The following is a 19,451-nucleotide window of genomic DNA, read 5'->3' on the forward strand; positions in this document are numbered from 1 at the left end:
ACTATCATATCATTTCAAAGCGTTTTGTGTCAACAACTTTTTTATGATTTGTTTTTGTGTCGTTTTTTGCGACATCTACTAATTTATCATTTTGAGCTGTTCTTGTCAACAACTCTTTTATATAAATTAGTGAGCACTTTGTTCGCTCTGTCGCGCTCTCTTAATGCGACAAGTAATAATATACCACGGGTTTTCTAATGGATGCAATAGTTAATTTATAATTTCACCGCATTCATTTTTAAATCATCCCACCGTTCTATTTATCTTCCTTATTATATGATCAAATAATTTAATAAACAAAAAACGTACTGGGTTTCAGCACGTTTAGTATCTACCTTTGCGCTTTCGCATAAACTTCTTGATGATAGGATAAATAATCGGACCATATTTAAATAGTCTACGAAATAAACGCCCCATAAGACACTCTCCTTAATGTATAGGTTGTTTATCTTTTTCCCAAAAACGATCCCTTACAAACAGGACCTAATACGAAAACAGAAACATCCCGAATCAGCAGGTGTCCATTTAATGGAACAATCCCCGCGCCATTCATGGTTACCATTGGCAAAGATTCTTTACACCCCTAACCCTCTTCAAATCTGAAGGTCCGGTCAGCGCATAACACTTCCTCCGGAAATTTTTAATGATTCACCAACAATATTAATTGATGCCTCTGACAGAAGGTAAACAATAGATCTCGCAACTTCATCCGGCTGCGTCAGTTTCCCGGAAGGAATCCCTTCTTCCGCCCGTTTCCTTTGTTCTTCATAAGTTCTTCCTTCTCGTTCTCCTTTAGATCGAATAGCCTCCTGCCCCATAGCTGTATCTACGTAGCCAGGGCATACAGCATTCACGCGAATTCCATACTCAATGGCCTCCAAAGCGAAAGACTGGGTGAATCCGGTAATCGCAAACTTCGATGCACTATATGCTGTGTTACTGTGAGTGCCACGCAGTCCAGAAAGGGAGGATAAATTAACAACCGCACCTCTCCCGTATTCCTTCATCTCTTTATAAACTTCCTGAGTGAATAATACGGTAGAGAAGTAGTTAAGCTCCATAACCTTACGTAATTCTTCTTCCTTTATATTCTCCAGCGGTCCACCTCCAATGACACCCGCTGAATTAACTAACCCGGTAATTGGACCGATAGCTTGTAGAGCGTCACGTACAACCTTTTTACGTTCGTCTTCTACATTTAAATCCGCTGCGCTTATATATATTTGTGACTGACCATTTAATGCAGCACATTCATCGCGGAGCTCAGCTAATTTTTCTTCATTTCGTCCAGTAATTGTAACGTGACCGCCGGCCCGGACAATCTCTTTAGCCGCTTCATAGCCAATTCCCCCGGTAGCGCCCGTCACAATGACATGCTCCTCATTTAAAGTTTCTTTAGTAAAAAAAGACATTTCATCCGCCTCCTTAGCGTTATACGATAACCCTCCCTCGCTTCTTCTAAACCTTAGAAACAAAAAATCAGCGCCTAAATGACTGATTTGGTCATTAAAGCGCTGATCCATGGGACACTTTTTTTCAAGTAGTCTGCCATATTAATTCTTTTCATGTTTCTTCTCATAGCTTCCTTCACCACTTCTAATACTATTTCCGCTTGTTGTTCTGCTTACGGAAAGAGAATAGAACCTTTCCACTCCGTGTGCGTTTCACACCTTTTACTTTCTCTTGAGATTGGCCTTCAGGACTGTTTTTGTAATCCTGATCGAAAAGCTCACGGGCTTTTGAGTATAGCAGAGTCATAGTGGTGACCTCCTTTTCTATTTAGAATATGAAACGATTCCCCTTGATATTATTAGTAAAACCTCGTATACGCAAGGAAAAATTATGTTTTATACTAATTTTTCTACAGAATCATCTAATACAAGGAATCATTCCTTCAAAACGATTTCCGCACAGCTTGATTATTAAACCTATTTTCGATATAAGATAAATTTTTTAAAGAATGAGCTGAATAATAGTTTATTACCGTCATAAAACGGAAAGAAAAAAAGACGACCCTTATATGGATCGTCTTCTAACTCTTACTTATTCATAAACTTTTACAGTTACAGATTTACGGCCAAAATCAAGAGCATCAGAACGGTCTGCCATAAATACATCAATTCGATCTCCCTGGATGGCACCACCGATATCAGCAGCAACGGCTTTTCCGTAGCCTTCAACATAAACTTCAGAACCGAGCGGAATAACGTCTGGGTCAACAGCAATTACTTTTTTGTTTGGATTTGCTCTCAAGTCAACACCTGTATACGTTGTACCTGAACATCCTTCACAAAATGCAGTATAGGCTGTTGCTTCCATTGTTAATGTTTTTGCTACACCATCTTCAGCTGGTTGACTGGAAGTTTGTTCTGCTTCTGCTTCTTCATTTGTAGATGGTGCAGGAGCAGATGCCTCTGCGGAAGCAGATCCTTTAAGGTTTAATTGTTGACCTGGGAAGATTAAATTGGAATCAAGATTGTTATATGCCTTAAGAGCACTTACGCTGACTCCGTTGGCTTGACCAATGCCGTACAGAGTATCACCGGACTTAACCGTGTGTACATTGGAATTGGATGTCGTTTGTCTTTGTCCTTGTTCATTAATAGTTAGTTTTTGATTCGGAAAGATTAAATCGGAAGAAAGTCCGTTTTCATTTTTTATATCATTAACAGATACTCCGTAGTCCTGAGCAATGCCCCATAGAGTATCTCCTTTTTCTACATTTACTTCTTCTGCACTAACTGCTGTTGCTGTTACTGCCGAAACCGATGCGACCGCCGCCAAAGAAACAATTGTTTTTTTCATCATTTTATATTTCCTCCTTGGTAAACAGGTTCGCTCAGCTCTCGGCTAAGCGCTGTCTCAAAATCACAATTCCCACTTTAACACGCTCAGCTCATATTCCAATAACAGGGAAGCAACAAATACTTTTCATAAATTACATCCTTTTTACTCGACTGTAATATTACGGCAGAAGCAGGTTTAAAGAAGGAGGCAGAGAGGTAGCGAAACTCCTGGCAGGAAAGGCACTCCAAGCGGAAAGATAGTTCTTCCCCCGTCATAAGGAATTATAATTTCTCTCCCCCATTGTTCGAGATGAATGTGGTAACGATACGCCCAGTTAAAGAAAATAGAGGCTTGACTATACGTAGAGATCGTTTACCAGCACATAAAAAATATAGACACCGCAGCTGCGGTGTCTATATTAAATGAAATCATATTAGTTCAGTCTTTCTATTAAATCCACCAATCCTTCCTTCACACACCCCATAATCAATACACGTATAAGAAAAAGACAAAAATTCTTTGTCGTTTTTTGTATTTTTTCGCTTCTAAAAGGAATTTCGTGAAATGTCGGAGAATAACAGAAGGAATAACAATATTATTAAGGTTGTGTTCCTATGAATATGTACTGTCAGAGCGCGTTTCATCAATTAGAGGTTGTCATAGCGTCCATATCTGAAATGGTAGGTCAGTTATCAGAAGAAGATTTACAGCTACGTCCCACAGAAGGAAAATATTCCATAGGGGAACTGCTTGAACATATCGCTGCCATCCCTGCGGCAGATGGACACATCACTGAAGGTGCTTCCAAAGAAGAAATGCAGCGTTTTTATGAAACCATCAATATGAAGACCAAGCAGGAGATACTCGACAAGCTCTTTCACCATTTTTCACAATTAAAAGCTCAGTTTGAGCATTATACAGAAGAACATCTCTTCACTGAAACTACATCCTGGTGGGGTGTAACTTACACCAGGTATGAATGGCTCATCCAGATTGTAGCTCATATGTACCACCATCGCGGCCAATTACAATCGACCCTTGTTCACTCTTACAAAAAAGACCTTGAAGTTATACTTTTTGAATAAACACCTTCGCCCCCCTCCTGGGGGATCGAAGGTGTTTATCTTTTACCCTGATCTCTTTCAGTACCTTTTACAAAATTACATTAAGTTTTATTTCCAAGGGAAGTCTGTATATCTTCTTTATAAGCATAGGAGAACAGTAGAGATACAAGAATACCCCCGCCAATCAAGTTGCCGATACTTGCAGGCAGCAGGTTGAAGAAAATGTACTCATACCAAGTGTATTTATCCGAAGCGAGAAAGCCCATACTAAAATACCCCATATTAGCTGCACTATGTTGGAAGTTCCCTGCTACAAATAAAACCACCGGGATGACTGTTCCTAATATCTTTCCTGTAATATCCCGTGCAGCGGTTGTAAGAAAAGCAGCCATTCCAATCAGCCAGTTTGCTAAGACACCAGAAATTAAAATTTGAAACCAGCCTTTTATCCCGTGATCTATAAACTTCATCTTATGGTCGATATACTTGGAAAGCTCCGGATAGAACGTTTCCGACAGGGAACCGGACATTTGAATGAGCACTGCAACCAAGAATGCCCCGAGGATATTTCCAATATAGGAGGATACCCAGAACTTATATATATTGACCTTCATCAAGCCGGCTTTATTAAATAAATATGATGGCAGTAACACGTTAATCTCTGTAAACAGCACGGCTCCGGAGATGAACACCATAGAATAGCCTGCCGCAAATCCTAAACCAGATAATAAGTAGTAAAGACCTTTCGTCTCAACGCCTACCGCAAGAAGTACAGAGAAAACTGCCCCGAATGTCATAAAAGAACCCGCAGTTAACGCAAGTAAGAACTGGGCCCGAAACGGTTTGTTGAGGTGGTCTCTTCCTTTTTCACCAAATTCATCAACGATCTGGGAGGGAATATAGAACTGACGCCCCGGCCTGTCTATTTTCCTACCATTATTATCAGCTTGTTCTTCATTCACTTCTGCTTTTTCATTCTCTTCTTTCGCCACTGATCATCCCTCCAATAATTACCTCTATTCCCCGTTCGCACAGAAACGTAACCTCACTTGTATACAATAGAAAAAATGACAAAAGGTAAACGTAACCATACTTAGAAAAGAGGGATCGGAATGACAAAAGACCAGGTATGTCTGGCTTGTGGCGGCGAAGGCCTTTTGATGGATGATGAAGAGTGGCGCTATACGTGTAAAATTTGTGGAGGAAGTGGTTTTCAATCACAGGAAGGACGTGTATACGACCGTCAGCCGGCAGATGTTGACGTCATGAACCGTTACCTTGATTGAACCTTCAAAGCTGTTTCGATAGAAAAGCGCCCCGCTAGAAGGGCGCTTTTAACTTCCTATCTTTATACCCGTGTTCTTGCATTTCCTCTAAGAAGACCAATCCAGTTTTAATAGATCCCATGTACGGGAGATAAAACAGCCGGCATGGACAGGGCGAACAAATGAATACCTGAAAGAACCGCAAACTTTCGTGTTGTATATACCTGAATTAACTTTTTAAATGGTCGGCATTTTTTGTGAATCATTTTAATTGGTTTTATATGCTTCCTATAAACGACCAGCTCAGCAGCCAGCATCACACATATAAAAAGACACAACTCATTAAAAGTTGTGTCTTCCCTATTATTAATAATTGATTGTACCTTCTTCAACCACTGGCTTTTTCTTCTTACGGACAAGAGCCACAATTCCAGCAATCAGGTAAGCTGCTCCACCGAAAATTCCCATTCCGACTGTTGCAAAAGTCATAATGACAGCTGTAACGATTAAAATAATTCCGGCAGCTTTTGGCTTTTTATCGCCTCTAAGAAAGAGCACCGAAAGAATTCCCAATGCAATAGCAATAATGGCTGCAATTAGCACGAACATCGCAAATGAACCCATAGCGTCCATAATCTGGCTGATACTCATCGTACTTGCTTGTCCTTCCATCTTCATTTCAGGCGAATTCATGAAGTTCTCCAATTCTTGACGGACCTGGGGGTTATCTTTTGTATTAAGAAGAATGCTGCTCAATAAAACCGGCAGCCCAAAAAGGACAATCCCAATAACAGTTAGTACAATCTCTGCTGTACGTTTCATAAAATAATTCCTCCTTTATTATGCACCTGCTACATCACGTTTTGTAAAAAACACCCACGACACAACCATAAACACTATATAATATACCGCTAAAATGGTAATAGAAAACCCAATAGTAATACCCGAAAACATAGGGGTGCCTTCTATAAACTGATTTAAGTCTGTATTCGCAAATAGGATATACTTAGCCCAGTCTTTATTCATAAAGAATACCACAATTGAACTTCCCGCCATCATTAGAAAAATAGAAAGACCTATGGCCAGCGAGGTGTTTCGGAAAACCGCTGCAATCATAAACGCGAACGTTGCCATCATAATCAATTCTACCGAACTTAACACATATTGAGAAACGGTAAAAGAAAAAATGTCGGCCTGCTGATACACGCCGTCCTGTGCATATACATACACTTCTGTCATTCCATCCAGCCCGAACAAGGAAATTCCTACAATAAAGGATAGAACAAACAATACGACAAGCATAGCCCAGGCGTATGTTAAAACAGAGACGTATTTAGCAAAAAGTATTTTCGACCGGGAAATTGGTCGTATTAAAAGCAGCTTAATCGTTCCCCAGCGAAATTCATTCGCTGTAATACCAGCAGCTACAATAATGGTAAATAAGCTGACAAGAGCTACGAATACACGGCTTTGACGAACAAAGTCCCAAGCATTATAAGAGGTTGGTTTAATATCATTCTCAATCCGATATTGATTCTCTTCCACATTCCTATAACCTGGATACTGTATGTCACCAACTTCCTGCTTTTGCAGCTGTTCGTTCTGCTCCTGAAGTTCCTGTTTCCAGTTGTCCCCCGTTGGAGCATCGACTCCCGTGGCTGTATCATCAATCTTAAATAGGACACCTGAAGCAATAACGAGCAGAACCAGAATAGCAGCCATAATCCATGTTGCCTTTTGATTTAAAAGTTTCATCCATTCGTTACGAACAAGCTGAACGAAATTATTCAATGGAACCCTCTCCTATCAAATCAAGGAATTTGTCTTCAAGTGTAGAGCGATTCACATTTATACTGTATATATGAACCCCTTTATGAACAAGTTTCGAAACGACCCCGGGAATCTTTTCCCGTTCAACAGCAAATGTAAGAATGTCCTGCTCCCGTGTAACAGACTTACCTGTAATATCTTTAAGCGCCGTCATCGTTACGTCTACGGGCACAGCCTCAATCGACACTTCTTTTTCCTCTGTTTCCTGTAATGCATCTTGTACCGTCTGAATAGAAATAAGCTCTCCACTCTTAATAATTCCGATCCTGTCACACATCATTTCCATCTCGGACAGTATATGACTGGAGACGATGACTGCGACTCCCTCTTCTGATGCAAGCTTTCTTATGTAAGCACGGATCTCTCTAATTCCCGAAGGATCCAAACCATTTGTCGGTTCATCCAGAATCAGTACCGAAGGCTTATGCAAAAGGGCTTGAGCAATCCCTAATCTCTGCCGCATCCCCAACGAGTACTTGCCCGCCTTTTCTTTAATACGATTCTCCAACCCTACAAGTTGAACAACTTCATGAATCCGTTCTTTTGTAATATCCGGCATCATCCGGGAATAATGAACAAGATTTTTCCAACCGCTCATAAATGGATACATTTCCGGATTTTCTACAATCCCTCCTACATGACAGATGGCCTGCTTAAAATCTTCATTCACACTATGTCCTTTAATGATAATATCCCCATCTGACATCTTCATCAGTCCGACCATCATCCGGATCGTTGTTGTTTTACCTGCCCCATTAGGACCGAGAAATCCAAATACCTCTCCACTATAAATGTTAAAATCCAGTCCTTTAATGATTTCCTTTTTACCAATCGTTTTGCTTACGTTTTTTAACTGCATGACCGCTTCCGACATATTTCATCCCCCTTCTCCTTTTACACTCTTACCTTACGAGACAAAAACCGTATCGTTTCATTTTTTGAAAAAAATTACAGCGAACGATGGAAAGAGAGCCTTTATGTATGGTCTCAATTCCATGAACCATAGTGATTCATGGATGCTCCTGTTTATCTTTGATAAAATAGAATAGACAAGATGCGTTTAGGGGGAATGTTGAATGAAAATTGTGTCCATTGAACCAACGCCAAGCCCGAATTCAATGAAAATCAACTTAAATGAGAAGCTGCCGGACGGCGAAACTCATAACTATAAAAAAGGGGATGACCTTGTAAGTTCTCCTGCTTTTATTAAAGAGCTGTTTGACATTGAGGGAGTTAAAGGACTCTACCATGTCACCGATTTCATTGCATTGGAGCGGAATGCTCGTATATCCTGGGAAGCAATTCTCCCGGAGGTACGTCAAGTTTTCGGATCGGACTCCCAGGGAGATGAACGAAATCAATCAGGTGAAGAACCTGATGAGCATTTTGGTGAAGTACGAGTATTTATTCAAATGTTCAGAGGTTTACCTATGCAGGTGAAGCTCGAAGAAGGGGAGGAAGAAACACGCGTCGGTCTGCCAGAACGTTTTATGGACGCAGCTATGAAAGCGTCCACTGCTTCCCCCAACATGATTATGGAGAGAAAATGGGTGGAACAAAGTCCCCGTTATGGAGATGTTCAGGAAGTAGGCGTCCAGGTTAAAGAAGAACTTTCGGCAAGTTATGACGAAGAACGATTACAAGCGCTTGTTAAACAAGCGTTTGATCAAGAGTCGAAGGCTGACGAGAGGCAGGAAGAGTCGTCGAAGATTACTCTAGAAACGTTGGACCATGACGATTGGAAAGTGCGCTATGCTGCTTTAGATCGTATGGACCCTACAGCTGAGGATTATCGTATTTTAGACAAAGCGCTGGATGATGAAAAAGCATCCATCCGCCGCCTGGCCACGGCCTATTTAGGGATGATTGAAGAACTGGAGACCCTTCCTTTTCTTTATAAGGCGTTAAACGATAAAACCGTTACCGTCCGCCGAACAGCCGGAGACTGTATCTCCGATTTAGGATTTAAAGAAGCAATGCCGAGAATGATTGATGCTTTAGCTGACTCCAATAAGCTCGTACGATGGCGCGCTGCTATGTTCCTTTATGAACTGGGAGATGAATCAGCCCTCCCTGCCTTGAAAAAAGCAGCCGATGATCCGGAATTCGAAGTACGCCTTCAGATCAACATGGCGATCGAGCGAATTGAAGGCGCCGAAGAAGCAAAAGGATCCGTATGGCACCAAATGACTCAAGCGACTAAGAAGAAACAACACTAATTAGGAGGTTTTATTATGAATCCATATGAAGCATATATGAAAGAAATTTCCCAGCCTATGCGTGATGAACTGACAAGCGCAGGCTTCACTGAGTTAACGACTCCAGAAGAAGTAGACACCTTTATCAGCGAAAAGAAAGGCACGTCCCTCGTTGTAATTAATTCGGTGTGCGGCTGTGCTGCAGGTCTTGCGCGCCCGGCCGCAAGAGAATCGTTAAAGAATGAGAACAGCCCCGAGCACCTTGTCACAGTTTTTGCCGGACAGGACCGCGAAGCAACTGCACGTATGCGTGAATACCTGGAAGGTTATGAACCTTCATCCCCTTCTATGGCCCTTATGAAAGATGGTCAGGTTCTTCACTTCATTCCACGGGAAGAAATTGAAGACTATGAAGTAGAAGAAATTGTTGAGAACCTTACGAATGCCTATAACCAGTATTGCTGATAGACGCAAAAACGCCTCTGAATCACTTCAGAGGCGTTTTTTTATGCCATCTTTGCATCCGGGTTTTGTTCCTCTGCTTTGATGAACTTAATAACGATAAATAAAAGCACGAAACCGACGGCTCCGCCTGTCACGTAACTAATATTCAAATACTCCTTCATTAGGAGGGACATCACCGGTGGTCCTGCAGCGACTCCAATAAAACGCGAGGAGCTGTAAAAGGATGTGATGGTTCCGCGCTCTTCTTTTTCTATACCTTCTGTAATTAAAGCATCGAGAGTTGGAAGCATCGCTCCAATGGCTGTACCTAGAATACTTGTTACCACCAGCATCAGGATGAGCATGTCATTAACAAAGCCGACAAAAGCTGTGCTGACTCCAACCATAATTAACGATACGACTAGCACCCTTTTCATCACAGCTGTATCTCCCTTTATCTTTTTCCCTGTCAAAAAAGCCGCTGCGCATAAAGTGAATAGAGGAACAGCGAGAACAAATCCCTTCCTCACCCCTTCTATATTGTGGGTTTTCTCAAGTATATCTGACATAAAGAAAAGGACAGAAAATAATAGAAGCATCGCGTACGCACCAATAAGAAACACAGCGTAAAGCCACCGGCCCTCCCGCTTAAATATCTCTTTGGTTTTCTTAAGGAATTCCTTAAAAGGCAAGGGCTCATCCTTATTTTTAGGCGCTTTAATAAAAAAGAAAACAAGTACAATAGAAATTAAACTAAAAAAGGAAATAGAAAAGAACGGTAAGAACCATAGGAAAGCGGCAAATAAAGAGCCAAGAATTGGACTCAGTACTTTTCCGAATGTGTTGGACGTTTCTATAATTCCAAGGCAGGAACTTGCTTTTTCATCGTCATCCTTATAGAGATCGCCAACAAGCGGCAGGATGATAGGCGTCGCACCTGCTGCACCAATCCCTTGAAGAATCCTCCCAATTGTAATCCATACAAACGGATCCTCTATTTTCCAAGAGGAAAATCCGGAAATAAGCCCGCCTATAAATGCCAGAATCAAACTCGGAAGGATGATCATTTTTCGCCCGAATCGATCGGACAAATAACCAGCAACAGGAATAAGAAAAATAGCAGCAACTGAGTAACTGGTAATAATCGTGCTGGATTGAAAAGACGTAATGCCTACTTTCTTTTCAAAGATCGGCAGTACAGGAATCAACATCGAGTTCCCCAGCGTCATTACAAGAGGAATAGAAGCCATACTGACTAAACACCATCGACTCACTTTATTTTCCACCGTTATACCTCCTACGCCTTCATACACGTAGAATGTCCAAAATGATGGGTTTCATCATCATAAACACCGGAGGGAATTATTGGATAATACAAATTTCATATTCGGATTTCCTGTGAAAGTAAAGTGGTTTTAACAACTCTTTCTTATAAAGAAAGGATTAGACACCCTCTATTTAATTCTCCATTTTGGTGGCTGGTTTCTTCTAGAAGAGCTGACTTCAAGGGTCGATGAACAGTTTGGACAGATGACGGCCTGTGTAGGTATAGGCATACAGCAAAAAGGACACTCTTTCTTAGTCATCCCGTGTAATGGATGTTGATGGGGTTTTTTCCACCGATTCATTTGGCGGACAACAAGAAACACAGCAAACAAAATAATTAAAAACCTTACGGAAGCAGTGACGAAAAGCCCATAGTTAATTGTAGCAGCCCCCGCTTCTTTTGCAGCCGTAATGGATGGATAAACCGTTCCATTTAAACTGATAAACATATTTTCAAAATTCATTTTCGTATACAACACACCAATTGGAGGCAGCAGAATATCGGTCACAAGCGAGTCAATGAAACCACTGAAAGCTGCTCCCAGTACCATCCCTACCCCTATGTCCACGGCATTCCCGCGAATGGTGAATTGCTTAAATTCATGAAATAACCCCATCCGCTCCCCTCCTCACCCTTCATCCTATGAGGAGGCAGGACAAGCCATGACCACTTTTTAGTCCGCTAGTCTGCAGCTCAAGGGTATGTCTGCGCTTTTAAGCTCTTTACGCGGGTAGGTTCTCAGTGCAGGCTTATGACGTGTCATACATAACTAACCTCTTTTTACTCATCATCCTGTTTCACGCCAGCTTTTTTAACGGAACCGTTATGTACACCTTTAAGTAACAAATAATTTAACTGCCATCGCGATCACAGCTACAATGAGAATTCTACGCACCCACTTATCGCCATGCTTCACCGCAAACTTACTGCCAAGTACAGCCCCGAGACTTGTCCCTGCAGCAAGGGTCAAACCATACCCCCAGTGAATTTGGTCGTTAATTATGAAAACAGCCAAAGAGGATACCGTATAAACAGCGACAATAAATACCTTGGCACTATTGATTTTTACAAGAGAAAAGTTTGTCATAAGTGTTAACGCTGCAATAATTACAAACCCAACACCTGCTTGAATGAAACCTCCATAAACTCCTACAAAAAAGAAAACAACGATTAAACCGATTCTTTTCAACCGTGAATCTGATTGGGCAGGTGAAAGTTTTTTATGAGGCTTCGATACAATTAAAATCAACACGATGATCATCACAATAGATAACACCCGGTTAAACACTTCATCAGACATAGATACCGCGATTTGTGCACCAGCAATAGAGCCGATCAGTGCAGGGATGGCTAATAGGAGACTGAACTTCCATTCAAAATATCCGGCTTTCTTATAAGAAGTGACGGCTACCACATTTTGAGCCATCAGGGCAATTCGGTTCGTTCCATTAGCCACTGCCGAGGGCAGACCGAAAAAAATTAACATCGGGAGCGTAATCAGCGAACCTCCCCCGGCCATTACGTTTATAAATCCGGCAGCGATTCCAACGAGTAATACAGCTATAAAAGACACACGTTCCCTCCTTTCCTTCTCCTTTTTCCTATATGAAACAAGTGTATAGGATTTCTGTAGAAAGGTGAAAGAAAAAGGTAACGCCATTAAAAAATAAACGACAGAAAAGTCCTAAACAAAAGAGGAACTCAGTGTCGATCAGTTTTTTGAGCCAGCGTTAACTGGATGGCACAGCCTGTATGATACTGTTTAGAAATACACCAAGCGCTCGAACGTCCTTTATCGTCTGCTTGTGACTAAAGGATACTCGGATAAATGAATCTGCTTCTTCTTTTTTCCTCCCCATTGCCATAAGGGTTACAGGCGGTTGATGAGACTGGACACTACAAGCACTTCCGGTAGAGAAATAGAAACCTCTTCTATTCCCTTCCAACATAGCCCACTGCCCTTCCCGCTCATTCAAACAAAGTCCTGTAATTGGAATAGGATTGGTCGAAGTATCCCCAATCAATTCCCACCCCTTTATTGTCATTGCACGAAAGAAAACATTTTTCAGCTGAATAATTTTTGATTGATGGTCATCCATCTTTGCAGCCATTTTCTCAGCCGCTACTGCAAACCCTGCTATTCCAGCTAGATGGAGCGTCCCCGGCCTGACCCCTCTTTCGTGTGTAGTCCCGGGAACTCTGGGGTTAAAGCTTAAAGAAGGATTTAAATAGACAGCCCCGATCCCCTTTGGACCGTAAACTTTATGACTGGAAACAGAAAAGCTGTCCACAGAGGAACTAATTTTGGAAAGGTCGATTTTTCCAAATGACTGCACACAATCGCTATGGAACAGAATGCCCTGGCTTCTGCATAGCGCAGCAATCTCCTCAATCGGCTGTATAGTGCCAATATCTGAATTAACATGCTGAACGGCTATACACGCGGTATCTCTGCGCACAGCTTCTCCAACAAGTTTGACATTCACTTTTCCTGATGGCGTTAAGGGAATTCTTGTCACATCATAACCTTCCCTCTCCAGTTTATTGAGTATATTCTGCACCGAGGAATGCTCTGCATGAGAGGCGATAATATGGCCGCCCTTCTTTGCGCTTAATAACGAGTAGATAGCAATTTCATTACTCTCCGTACCTCCACTTGTAAAATAAAGCCCTTCTTTATCTACATTTAAAAGCGTGGCCAGCTGTTCCCTGCAATGTTCGAGCAGAGAGGCTGCTTTTGACCCTTCATCATGGAGACTGCTTGTATTCCCATAAAACTCTTTAGAAGCATGTACATAAGCCTCCAAAGCATCTGAATCAATTGGACACGTAGCGGCATAATCAAAGTAATTCCCCATTGTGCTTCCCCCATTTCTATCGCAAATCTCTTGCTAATAGTTTAATAATATGTAAACATAAGTGTCAATACACATGCATTTACTGAGGAGGTTTTTTAAGATGGATAAAGCAGACGTCCTCATTTTAGGAAGTGGTGGAGCGGCCTTACAACTAGCCGGGAAGCTTGATGCGGAAAAGAATGTGATTATCATCACAAAGTCATTTATGGATCATGGGAATACTTCATTAGCTCAAGGCGGCATTGCCGCGGCTATAGATGAGAAAGACAACTCCCTCTTCCACTTCATGGATACAATGACTGCAGGAAGATTTGTAAACAACCACCAGGCAGCACTCCAATTAACTATAGAAGGCCCGGCTGTTATTCGAGAACTTATAAAAAGTGGTTGTGCATTTGATCATGATGCTTTTGGAAAACTCACTCTTGGTAAGGAAGGCGCACATTCCTTAAACCGAATCGTCCACGGCGGGGGTGATCAGACGGGGAAAATTCTTATGAACTGCCTCAAAACAGTCCTTCCTCCAAATGTAAAAGTGATGGAGCATCACTTCGCATTTGAACTGCTGATCAATGTATCCGGGCACTGTTATGGTGTGAGAACGAAAGATAAACAAGGAAATGTCCAGACTTTCCATGCTTCCCATATCGTTTTAGCTACAGGGGGATGCGGACAAATCTACTCCTGTACTTCCAATGCAGAGACAGCGACAGGGGATGGGATGGCCCTAGCTTATTTCGCTGGAGCCGAGCTTGCTGACATGGAATATATGCAGTTCCACCCGACCCTGCTTTACATAAACGACGAGGGAAAAGGATTAATCTCAGAAGCCGTACGCGGAGCTGGCGGTATCTTAGTGGACGAAAAGGAACGGCGGGTCATGAAAAATGTTCACCCCCTCCTTGACTTGGCTCCCCGGCACGTTGTGTCACAGACGATCTTCAAACAAAGACAACAAGGACATGAGATCTTTCTGGATATAAGGGGAATCGAGCATTTCACAAAAAAATTCCCATTCATTGCAAAACTGTGCATGAGTGAAGGAATTGATGTAAGCGAAGGATTTATTCCAGTTGCACCTGGCTGTCACTTTTCTATGGGAGGAGTGAAGACAGACACGGTAGGCCGTACGACTATAAAAGGATTGTATGCGATTGGAGAAGTCGCCTGTACAGGTGTCCATGGAGCCAACCGGCTTGCCAGCAATTCCTTATTGGAGGGGCTCGTATTTGCTAAAACACTCGCTCACCACCTAAACACAACGGCACCTTATTCACATAAGGACGATGGAATACACAAAAAAAATCTACCATCTGACTACACCCTTCCAGTTCGAACCCACCTCCAAAAACGAATGATGGATAAAGTAGGAATTTTTCGGGATATAGACAATTTGGAAGCTCAGCAGAAGTGGTTAGAGTCCTTTTCCTTAAACCGGTGGCATACCTTTGATATCGGCATGCTCACTACCGAACAAATCACTACATTATTTATGCTACAAACCGCATGGTTAGTGACCAATTCCGCTATACAAAGAGAAGAAAGCCGGGGAGGACATTACCGCCTAGACTTCCCTGCAGAACGAATGGACTGGAGAAACCAGCAAGTCATTCAAAAAAGAATCGATGAAAAGAGGAAATTACATGAACCGGTTAAAACTTAAACAGAAGCTTGAGGAATTTTTCATGGAAGATATCGGAGATCATGATCTGAGCAGCGACTTTCTTTTTTCCCAAGATCAATACGGCCGTATGACTTTTTCTTCAAAAGCAGGAGGTGTTTTCTGCGGTGCTTCAATCATTGAAGAAGGATTCCACCTTCTTGATCCAGCTGTTCGTACACACTTGCATTTCCGTGACGGAGACGATTTAGCCAAAGGAGATTGTATATCCACTATGGAAGGGCCTATGGTTTCGTTACTAAAAGGAGAGCGCGTTATCTTAAATCTGATACAGAGAATGAGCGGAATTGCAACCCTGACCAAACAAGCCTCTCATTTATTAGATAGTGAAAAGACTCGTATTTGTGACACTAGAAAAACCACCCCGGGCCTTCGCTTTTTTGAAAAGTATGCCGTGCGTACAGGCGGCGGATTTAATCACAGGAACGGGCTGTATGATGCTGTTATGCTGAAGGATAATCATATCGCTTTATTCGGATCCATTACACAAGCCGTTGATCATGTAAAAAAGAATATCGGTCACATGGTGAAAATTGAGGTGGAAACAGAAACAGAGGCCCAGGTAATAGAAGCTGTCGAGGCCGGCGTTGACTGCATCATGTTCGACAACCGCACACCTGCAGAAATTAAATGTTTCATGAAGCATGTCCCACCATTCATTACAACAGAAGCTTCCGGCGGGATTACACTTGAGAAGGTGCCAGAATTCCGGGGCCTGGATCTTGATTATCTTTCACTCGGTTTTCTGACTCATTCTGCCAAAGCCCTTGATATAAGCGCTCGAGCAGTATCTATGAAGGAGGAAGTTCAATGAACCTTTTTGAAACATTGAAAAAAAAGACCCCGGCTTTGCCAGAAAAATACCGCAGCCATACGGATGAGGAATTAAAGACCATCGTCAGACATGTCAAACAGGATATGGGTAATAAACTGTTTTTACCCGGGCATCACTATCAGAAAGACGAAGTCATTGAATTTGCTGATGCCCGTGGTGACTCTCTTAAGCTTGCTCAATTATCAGCTTCTCAAGAAGATGCCGAAGCCATTGTTTTTTGCGGCGTTCACTTTATGGCTGAAACGGCAGACATCCTGACCCGCGAAGATCAGCATGTATACCTCCCTGACATGCGCGCCGGCTGTTCCATGGCAGATATGGCAGATATTCATCAGACAGAAAAAGCATGGAGTCTTTTAATGGATTTATTCGACGACACCATCCTCCCCCTTACTTATGTGAACTCAACCGCTTCCATCAAAGCGTTTGTCGGGAAACATGGAGGTGCAACGGTCACATCTTCCAATGCCTCCGGGATGCTGGAATGGGCTTTTTCGCAGAAACAGCGGATTCTCTTCCTGCCGGACCAGCATCTAGGCCGTAATACCGCTTATGATCTAGGTATTTCTTTAGATCATATGGCTGTTTGGGACCCCATCACAGAAGAGCTTATTTACAACTGCCCTATAGAAGAGGTAAAGGTGATCCTGTGGAAGGGACACTGTTCTGTACATGAGAACTTTACCATTTCAAACGTGAAACAAGTACGTTCTGACTATCCAGACATGAAGATCATTGTGCACCCTGAGTGCAGCCGTGAAGTTGTGGAACTTTCAGACTTGTCCGGTTCTACCAATGCTATTATTAAAGCCATTGAACAGGCACCAGCAGGCAGCTCATGGGCGATTGGAACCGAAATGAACCTTGTCAACCGAATCATTCAGGAACATCCAGAACAGCATATAATCTCATTAAACCCACGGATGTGTCCTTGCTTAACGATGAATCGAATTGACCTCCCACACCTTGCTTGGTCGCTGGAATCTATCGCTCAAGGAAACCCACAGAATGTCATCAAAGTAGAATCTTCTGTAGCCGCCGATGCTAAAAAAGCATTAAATCGTATGCTTAAGAGGGCTTGAATGTATTAAATATTTTTAACCTCTTGACCTTTCCTTTTATGAGAACCAACACAAACGCTTAGGCAGGTAGGAACAAGAGTGAATTCTTTGTAATAGAACTTAATATAGAATATAGATGCATCTTACAGCGAATATTAGTCATAAAGGAGGCCTTATGACTATGAACAAAGAACGCGCGAAAGAAATTTTCAACTCCGAGGATTTGATCCACGTGATGCATCAGGATAGAGAAATTTATATTGAAGAAGTCATTGAAAGAAATGAAATGGCACGCATTCATCCTGTGGATCAGCCGAATATTGTACAAAAAGTTCCGCTGTATGAACTGAAAGAACATGAGCATTAATTGAATGCACCCTCAAACAAGGAGGGTGCTTTTTTATTGCAGACACCCCAGTAGGCCGCTTAGTTGTTAAAAACTTAACCGATAATTTTAATCAGATTTCTCAAGGCGCTTTCGATATTGAGCATATCCAAGCGTGGACCAAAGGTCTATATTAGCAGGTGTCAGTCCAATAACGATTAGGAATATTCCACTATGTTGGCGTTTGTCGGAATAGAACCAGCTTTTGAAGAAGTCGAAAAATAGAGCGGAGATCCTTTACTTTAGGACCTCCGCTTTTTTTAATTATGAATATACTTCTCAAAGACGTCTTTAAAGTCTTTTTGTGTATGTTCTTTATGTTTCGTGGTGAACCAGCTATAGGCAAAGTTTACAACTTCATTAAATTCTTTAGAGATATCGTGATCATGGAACCGATTGTTATGAATTAACTCACGCGCTGTTCCAATGCTGTCTTTCGCATATTCCGCATGGCGGAGGTTATCTTCCTGGATGTGAGAGATTGCGACTAAGGATTTATATAAGTCCGCAATGGCCTCGCCTTCGTCCTTAGCAATATCTATACTCATTGCTTGATTCCCAATAATGAATTTAATTTCAAGGTCCAAATCAATGGTACCTGCTGTTTCAATGGAAACATTGGAGATCGGATTTTTATAATAATCGTAACGGTAAATGTTCCGCTTGCTGCTTGATGCCTTTTCCCCATCTAAGTGGATGAGCGCACGATTTGTAAAACAATACTCGTCGCTTTTTGACTTGATTAAAAAGTGAATCTCCTCATTATCTTCGGTCAACACAAAATCATCCGATTGGGTTTTGTCAAAATCCTCTTTTTTTATGATCCTCCCAATATCACTTAACCCCAGAGCATCACTTGCCAGTTTTTTAAACATATACAACCTCCTATAAATGATATTCGATTAAGCTTTCGACAGGATATCGACCTTCCCCTGCCATTTGACCAAAAAACAAGCATTCCATAAGGAATGCTTGTTTTAATGATTTATTCAAAACGGTTCCATTGAAGAATATCATCTATTGGCAGACGTGTCTTCTGAAATCCGGCCTTTGTTCCTTTTCCTAAAGAAAGGAGCATAACCGTTTCATAATTTTCCGGGACATTAAACGCCTCGATGAACTGCGCTTCATCATAGCCACCCATAGGAACTGTATCGTAACCTTTCGCTTTAGCGGCCAGCATCAACTGCATGGCAGCAATCCCGCCATCAATGTGCGCAATTTTAGCTAAACGTTCTTTAGGGAAACTTCCATAATTATCAAAAATACTGTTTACGTACATATCTTTGATATCTTCCGGCATATTTCCTTTTTCTGCAATCTGACTATAAATGCGATCCGCATTCTTATAAGCTTCGCGATCACCAAGAACAGCAATCACTACAGAAGCATCTACAATTTGCTGCTGGTTGTTTGCTATTGGAAGCAGACGCTCTTTTTCCGCCTGGTCTTCAATCACCAGGAATCTCCAGGACTGAAGGTTACTGGATGATGGAGCAAGAGCAGCTGTCTCCAGTAGTTCACGAATTTCACGTTTATCTATTTTAAAGTCCGGATCATATTGACGAACAGAACGACGCTCTTTTGCGACGGTAAGAAAGTCTGTGTCCTCCAATTGTTTCGGGGCTTCACTCGTGGTATCAATCTCTTTTACTTTATTTAAATATTCTTCTTTTGTCATTGTTTTTTGAGACATAATTCGGCTCCTTTAAACTG

The 19,451-nt window shown here is 41.9% G+C and carries 22 protein-coding genes; 8 read left to right on the forward strand and 14 right to left on the reverse strand.

Annotated features, from left to right (window positions below):
• Positions 1-611 precede the first annotated feature (611 nt).
• The 3 genes from LC036_RS17070 to LC036_RS17080 form a co-directional block, all read right to left on the reverse strand.
• Positions 612-1,412 carry an SDR family NAD(P)-dependent oxidoreductase gene (locus LC036_RS17070; RefSeq protein WP_226585482.1) on the reverse strand — a complete coding sequence of 267 codons (801 nt, stop codon included), beginning with the start codon at positions 1,410-1,412 and terminating at the stop codon, positions 612-614.
• 190 nt (positions 1,413-1,602) lie between these two features.
• Complete coding sequence (locus LC036_RS17075) at positions 1,603-1,758, reverse strand: hypothetical protein (protein ID WP_226585489.1); 156 nt, start codon at positions 1,756-1,758, stop codon at positions 1,603-1,605.
• 285 nt (positions 1,759-2,043) lie between these two features.
• On the reverse strand, positions 2,044-2,805 hold the full coding sequence (locus tag LC036_RS17080; protein ID WP_226585688.1) for a LysM peptidoglycan-binding and 3D domain-containing protein: 762 nt from the start codon (positions 2,803-2,805) through the stop codon (positions 2,044-2,046).
• Positions 2,806-3,401: 596 nt separating this feature from the next.
• Here LC036_RS17080 and LC036_RS17085 point away from each other — a divergent pair.
• Positions 3,402-3,872 carry a DinB family protein gene (locus LC036_RS17085; RefSeq protein WP_226585491.1) on the forward strand — a complete coding sequence of 157 codons (471 nt, stop codon included), beginning with the start codon at positions 3,402-3,404 and terminating at the stop codon, positions 3,870-3,872.
• Positions 3,873-3,952: 80 nt separating this feature from the next.
• On the opposite strand, the gene LC036_RS17090 is transcribed toward LC036_RS17085, so the two are convergent.
• On the reverse strand, positions 3,953-4,843 hold the full coding sequence (locus LC036_RS17090; protein WP_319004499.1) for a formate/nitrite transporter family protein: 891 nt from the start codon (positions 4,841-4,843) through the stop codon (positions 3,953-3,955).
• A gap of 120 nt (positions 4,844-4,963) precedes the next feature.
• On the opposite strand from LC036_RS17090, the gene LC036_RS17095 reads away from it, so the two are divergent.
• Positions 4,964-5,137, forward strand: coding sequence for a hypothetical protein (locus tag LC036_RS17095; protein ID WP_226585493.1), 174 nt, complete (start codon positions 4,964-4,966; stop codon positions 5,135-5,137).
• Between the two features lie 107 nt (positions 5,138-5,244).
• Here the strand turns inward: LC036_RS17095 and LC036_RS17100 are convergent, their stop codons facing one another.
• Genes LC036_RS17100 through LC036_RS17115 form a run of 4 tightly spaced genes read right to left on the reverse strand, consistent with a single transcriptional unit; the run spans position 5,245 to position 7,820 of the window.
• Positions 5,245-5,508, reverse strand: a complete 264-nt coding sequence (locus LC036_RS17100; RefSeq protein WP_226585495.1) for a hypothetical protein — start codon at positions 5,506-5,508, stop codon at positions 5,245-5,247.
• The gene (locus LC036_RS17105; RefSeq protein WP_226585497.1) at positions 5,483-5,938 is read right to left on the reverse strand and encodes a DUF4064 domain-containing protein; all 456 of its coding nucleotides are present in this window, start codon (positions 5,936-5,938) and stop codon (positions 5,483-5,485) included. The genes LC036_RS17100 and LC036_RS17105 overlap by 26 nt, the downstream gene beginning before the upstream one ends.
• Before the next feature lie 18 nt (positions 5,939-5,956).
• Complete coding sequence (locus LC036_RS17110) at positions 5,957-6,907, reverse strand: ABC transporter permease (protein WP_226585499.1); 951 nt, start codon at positions 6,905-6,907, stop codon at positions 5,957-5,959.
• Complete coding sequence (locus LC036_RS17115) at positions 6,900-7,820, reverse strand: ABC transporter ATP-binding protein (protein WP_226585501.1); 921 nt, start codon at positions 7,818-7,820, stop codon at positions 6,900-6,902. The genes LC036_RS17110 and LC036_RS17115 overlap by 8 nt, the downstream gene beginning before the upstream one ends.
• Before the next feature lie 202 nt (positions 7,821-8,022).
• On the opposite strand from LC036_RS17115, the gene LC036_RS17120 reads away from it, so the two are divergent.
• Positions 8,023-9,165, forward strand: a complete 1,143-nt coding sequence (locus LC036_RS17120) for a conserved virulence factor C family protein (RefSeq protein WP_226585503.1) — start codon at positions 8,023-8,025, stop codon at positions 9,163-9,165.
• 15 nt (positions 9,166-9,180) lie between these two features.
• Positions 9,181-9,609, forward strand: coding sequence for a BrxA/BrxB family bacilliredoxin (locus LC036_RS17125; protein ID WP_264188446.1), 429 nt, complete (start codon positions 9,181-9,183; stop codon positions 9,607-9,609).
• Positions 9,610-9,650: 41 nt separating this feature from the next.
• On the opposite strand, the gene LC036_RS17130 is transcribed toward LC036_RS17125, so the two are convergent.
• The 4 genes from LC036_RS17130 to LC036_RS17145 form a co-directional block, all read right to left on the reverse strand.
• Complete coding sequence (locus LC036_RS17130; RefSeq protein ID WP_226585699.1) at positions 9,651-10,838, reverse strand: MFS transporter; 1,188 nt, start codon at positions 10,836-10,838, stop codon at positions 9,651-9,653.
• Positions 10,839-11,042: 204 nt separating this feature from the next.
• Positions 11,043-11,531, reverse strand: a complete 489-nt coding sequence (mscL, locus tag LC036_RS17135; protein ID WP_226585505.1) for a large conductance mechanosensitive channel protein MscL — start codon at positions 11,529-11,531, stop codon at positions 11,043-11,045.
• A 219-nt stretch (positions 11,532-11,750) separates the two neighbouring features.
• On the reverse strand, positions 11,751-12,488 hold the full coding sequence (locus LC036_RS17140) for a sulfite exporter TauE/SafE family protein (protein ID WP_226585507.1): 738 nt from the start codon (positions 12,486-12,488) through the stop codon (positions 11,751-11,753).
• A 157-nt stretch (positions 12,489-12,645) separates the two neighbouring features.
• A complete protein-coding gene (locus LC036_RS17145; RefSeq protein ID WP_226585509.1) occupies positions 12,646-13,773 on the reverse strand; it encodes an IscS subfamily cysteine desulfurase in 1,128 nt (375 codons plus the stop codon).
• Positions 13,774-13,873: 100 nt separating this feature from the next.
• Between LC036_RS17145 and nadB the strand changes: the two genes are divergently transcribed.
• The 4 genes from nadB (at position 13,874) to LC036_RS17165 (ending at position 17,717) form a co-directional block, all read left to right on the forward strand.
• Entirely contained in the window at positions 13,874-15,436 is a 1,563-nt protein-coding gene (nadB, locus tag LC036_RS17150) for an L-aspartate oxidase (protein WP_226585511.1), read from the forward strand.
• Positions 15,417-16,268 (forward strand): carboxylating nicotinate-nucleotide diphosphorylase, encoded by an 852-nt coding sequence (nadC, locus tag LC036_RS17155; protein ID WP_226585513.1) that lies wholly within the window; start codon positions 15,417-15,419, stop codon positions 16,266-16,268. The genes nadB and nadC overlap by 20 nt, the downstream gene beginning before the upstream one ends.
• A complete protein-coding gene (gene nadA, locus LC036_RS17160) occupies positions 16,265-17,371 on the forward strand; it encodes a quinolinate synthase NadA (RefSeq protein WP_226585515.1) in 1,107 nt (368 codons plus the stop codon). The genes nadC and nadA overlap by 4 nt, the downstream gene beginning before the upstream one ends.
• A gap of 160 nt (positions 17,372-17,531) precedes the next feature.
• Complete coding sequence (locus tag LC036_RS17165) at positions 17,532-17,717, forward strand: H-type small acid-soluble spore protein (protein WP_226585517.1); 186 nt, start codon at positions 17,532-17,534, stop codon at positions 17,715-17,717.
• A 278-nt stretch (positions 17,718-17,995) separates the two neighbouring features.
• Here LC036_RS17165 and LC036_RS17170 read toward each other — a convergent pair whose 3' ends face one another.
• Positions 17,996-18,610 (reverse strand): PH domain-containing protein, encoded by a 615-nt coding sequence (locus LC036_RS17170; protein WP_226585519.1) that lies wholly within the window; start codon positions 18,608-18,610, stop codon positions 17,996-17,998.
• 110 nt (positions 18,611-18,720) lie between these two features.
• Complete coding sequence (locus tag LC036_RS17175) at positions 18,721-19,431, reverse strand: nitroreductase family protein (protein WP_226585521.1); 711 nt, start codon at positions 19,429-19,431, stop codon at positions 18,721-18,723.
• Positions 19,432-19,451: the final 20 nt, after the last annotated feature.

Origin of the sequence: Halobacillus litoralis (genome assembly GCF_020524025.1) — a bacterium.
Taxonomy (GTDB): domain Bacteria; phylum Bacillota; class Bacilli; order Bacillales; family Halobacillaceae; genus Halobacillus; species Halobacillus litoralis_D.

What these genes read in the sequence shown, in the direction of transcription:
- LC036_RS17070 (WP_226585482.1), bottom strand. Translation starts at nt 1,412, where the DNA reads ATGTCTTTTTTTACTAAAGAAACTTTAAATGAGGAGCATGTCATTGTG.
- LC036_RS17075 (WP_226585489.1), bottom strand. Translation starts at nt 1,758, where the DNA reads ATGACTCTGCTATACTCAAAAGCCCGTGAGCTTTTCGATCAGGATTAC.
- LC036_RS17080 (WP_226585688.1), bottom strand. Translation starts at nt 2,805, where the DNA reads ATGAAAAAAACAATTGTTTCTTTGGCGGCGGTCGCATCGGTTTCGGCA.
- LC036_RS17085 (WP_226585491.1), top strand. Translation starts at nt 3,402, where the DNA reads ATGAATATGTACTGTCAGAGCGCGTTTCATCAATTAGAGGTTGTCATA.
- LC036_RS17095 (WP_226585493.1), top strand. Translation starts at nt 4,964, where the DNA reads ATGACAAAAGACCAGGTATGTCTGGCTTGTGGCGGCGAAGGCCTTTTG.
- LC036_RS17105 (WP_226585497.1), bottom strand. Translation starts at nt 5,938, where the DNA reads ATGAAACGTACAGCAGAGATTGTACTAACTGTTATTGGGATTGTCCTT.
- LC036_RS17115 (WP_226585501.1), bottom strand. Translation starts at nt 7,820, where the DNA reads ATGTCGGAAGCGGTCATGCAGTTAAAAAACGTAAGCAAAACGATTGGT.
- LC036_RS17120 (WP_226585503.1), top strand. Translation starts at nt 8,023, where the DNA reads ATGAAAATTGTGTCCATTGAACCAACGCCAAGCCCGAATTCAATGAAA.
- LC036_RS17125 (WP_264188446.1), top strand. Translation starts at nt 9,181, where the DNA reads ATGAATCCATATGAAGCATATATGAAAGAAATTTCCCAGCCTATGCGT.
- LC036_RS17130 (WP_226585699.1), bottom strand. Translation starts at nt 10,838, where the DNA reads ATGGCTTCTATTCCTCTTGTAATGACGCTGGGGAACTCGATGTTGATT.
- mscL (WP_226585505.1), bottom strand. Translation starts at nt 11,531, where the DNA reads ATGGGGTTATTTCATGAATTTAAGCAATTCACCATTCGCGGGAATGCC.
- LC036_RS17145 (WP_226585509.1), bottom strand. Translation starts at nt 13,773, where the DNA reads ATGGGGAATTACTTTGATTATGCCGCTACGTGTCCAATTGATTCAGAT.
- nadB (WP_226585511.1), top strand. Translation starts at nt 13,874, where the DNA reads ATGGATAAAGCAGACGTCCTCATTTTAGGAAGTGGTGGAGCGGCCTTA.
- nadC (WP_226585513.1), top strand. Translation starts at nt 15,417, where the DNA reads ATGAACCGGTTAAAACTTAAACAGAAGCTTGAGGAATTTTTCATGGAA.
- nadA (WP_226585515.1), top strand. Translation starts at nt 16,265, where the DNA reads ATGAACCTTTTTGAAACATTGAAAAAAAAGACCCCGGCTTTGCCAGAA.
- LC036_RS17165 (WP_226585517.1), top strand. Translation starts at nt 17,532, where the DNA reads ATGAACAAAGAACGCGCGAAAGAAATTTTCAACTCCGAGGATTTGATC.
- LC036_RS17170 (WP_226585519.1), bottom strand. Translation starts at nt 18,610, where the DNA reads ATGTTTAAAAAACTGGCAAGTGATGCTCTGGGGTTAAGTGATATTGGG.
- LC036_RS17175 (WP_226585521.1), bottom strand. Translation starts at nt 19,431, where the DNA reads ATGTCTCAAAAAACAATGACAAAAGAAGAATATTTAAATAAAGTAAAA.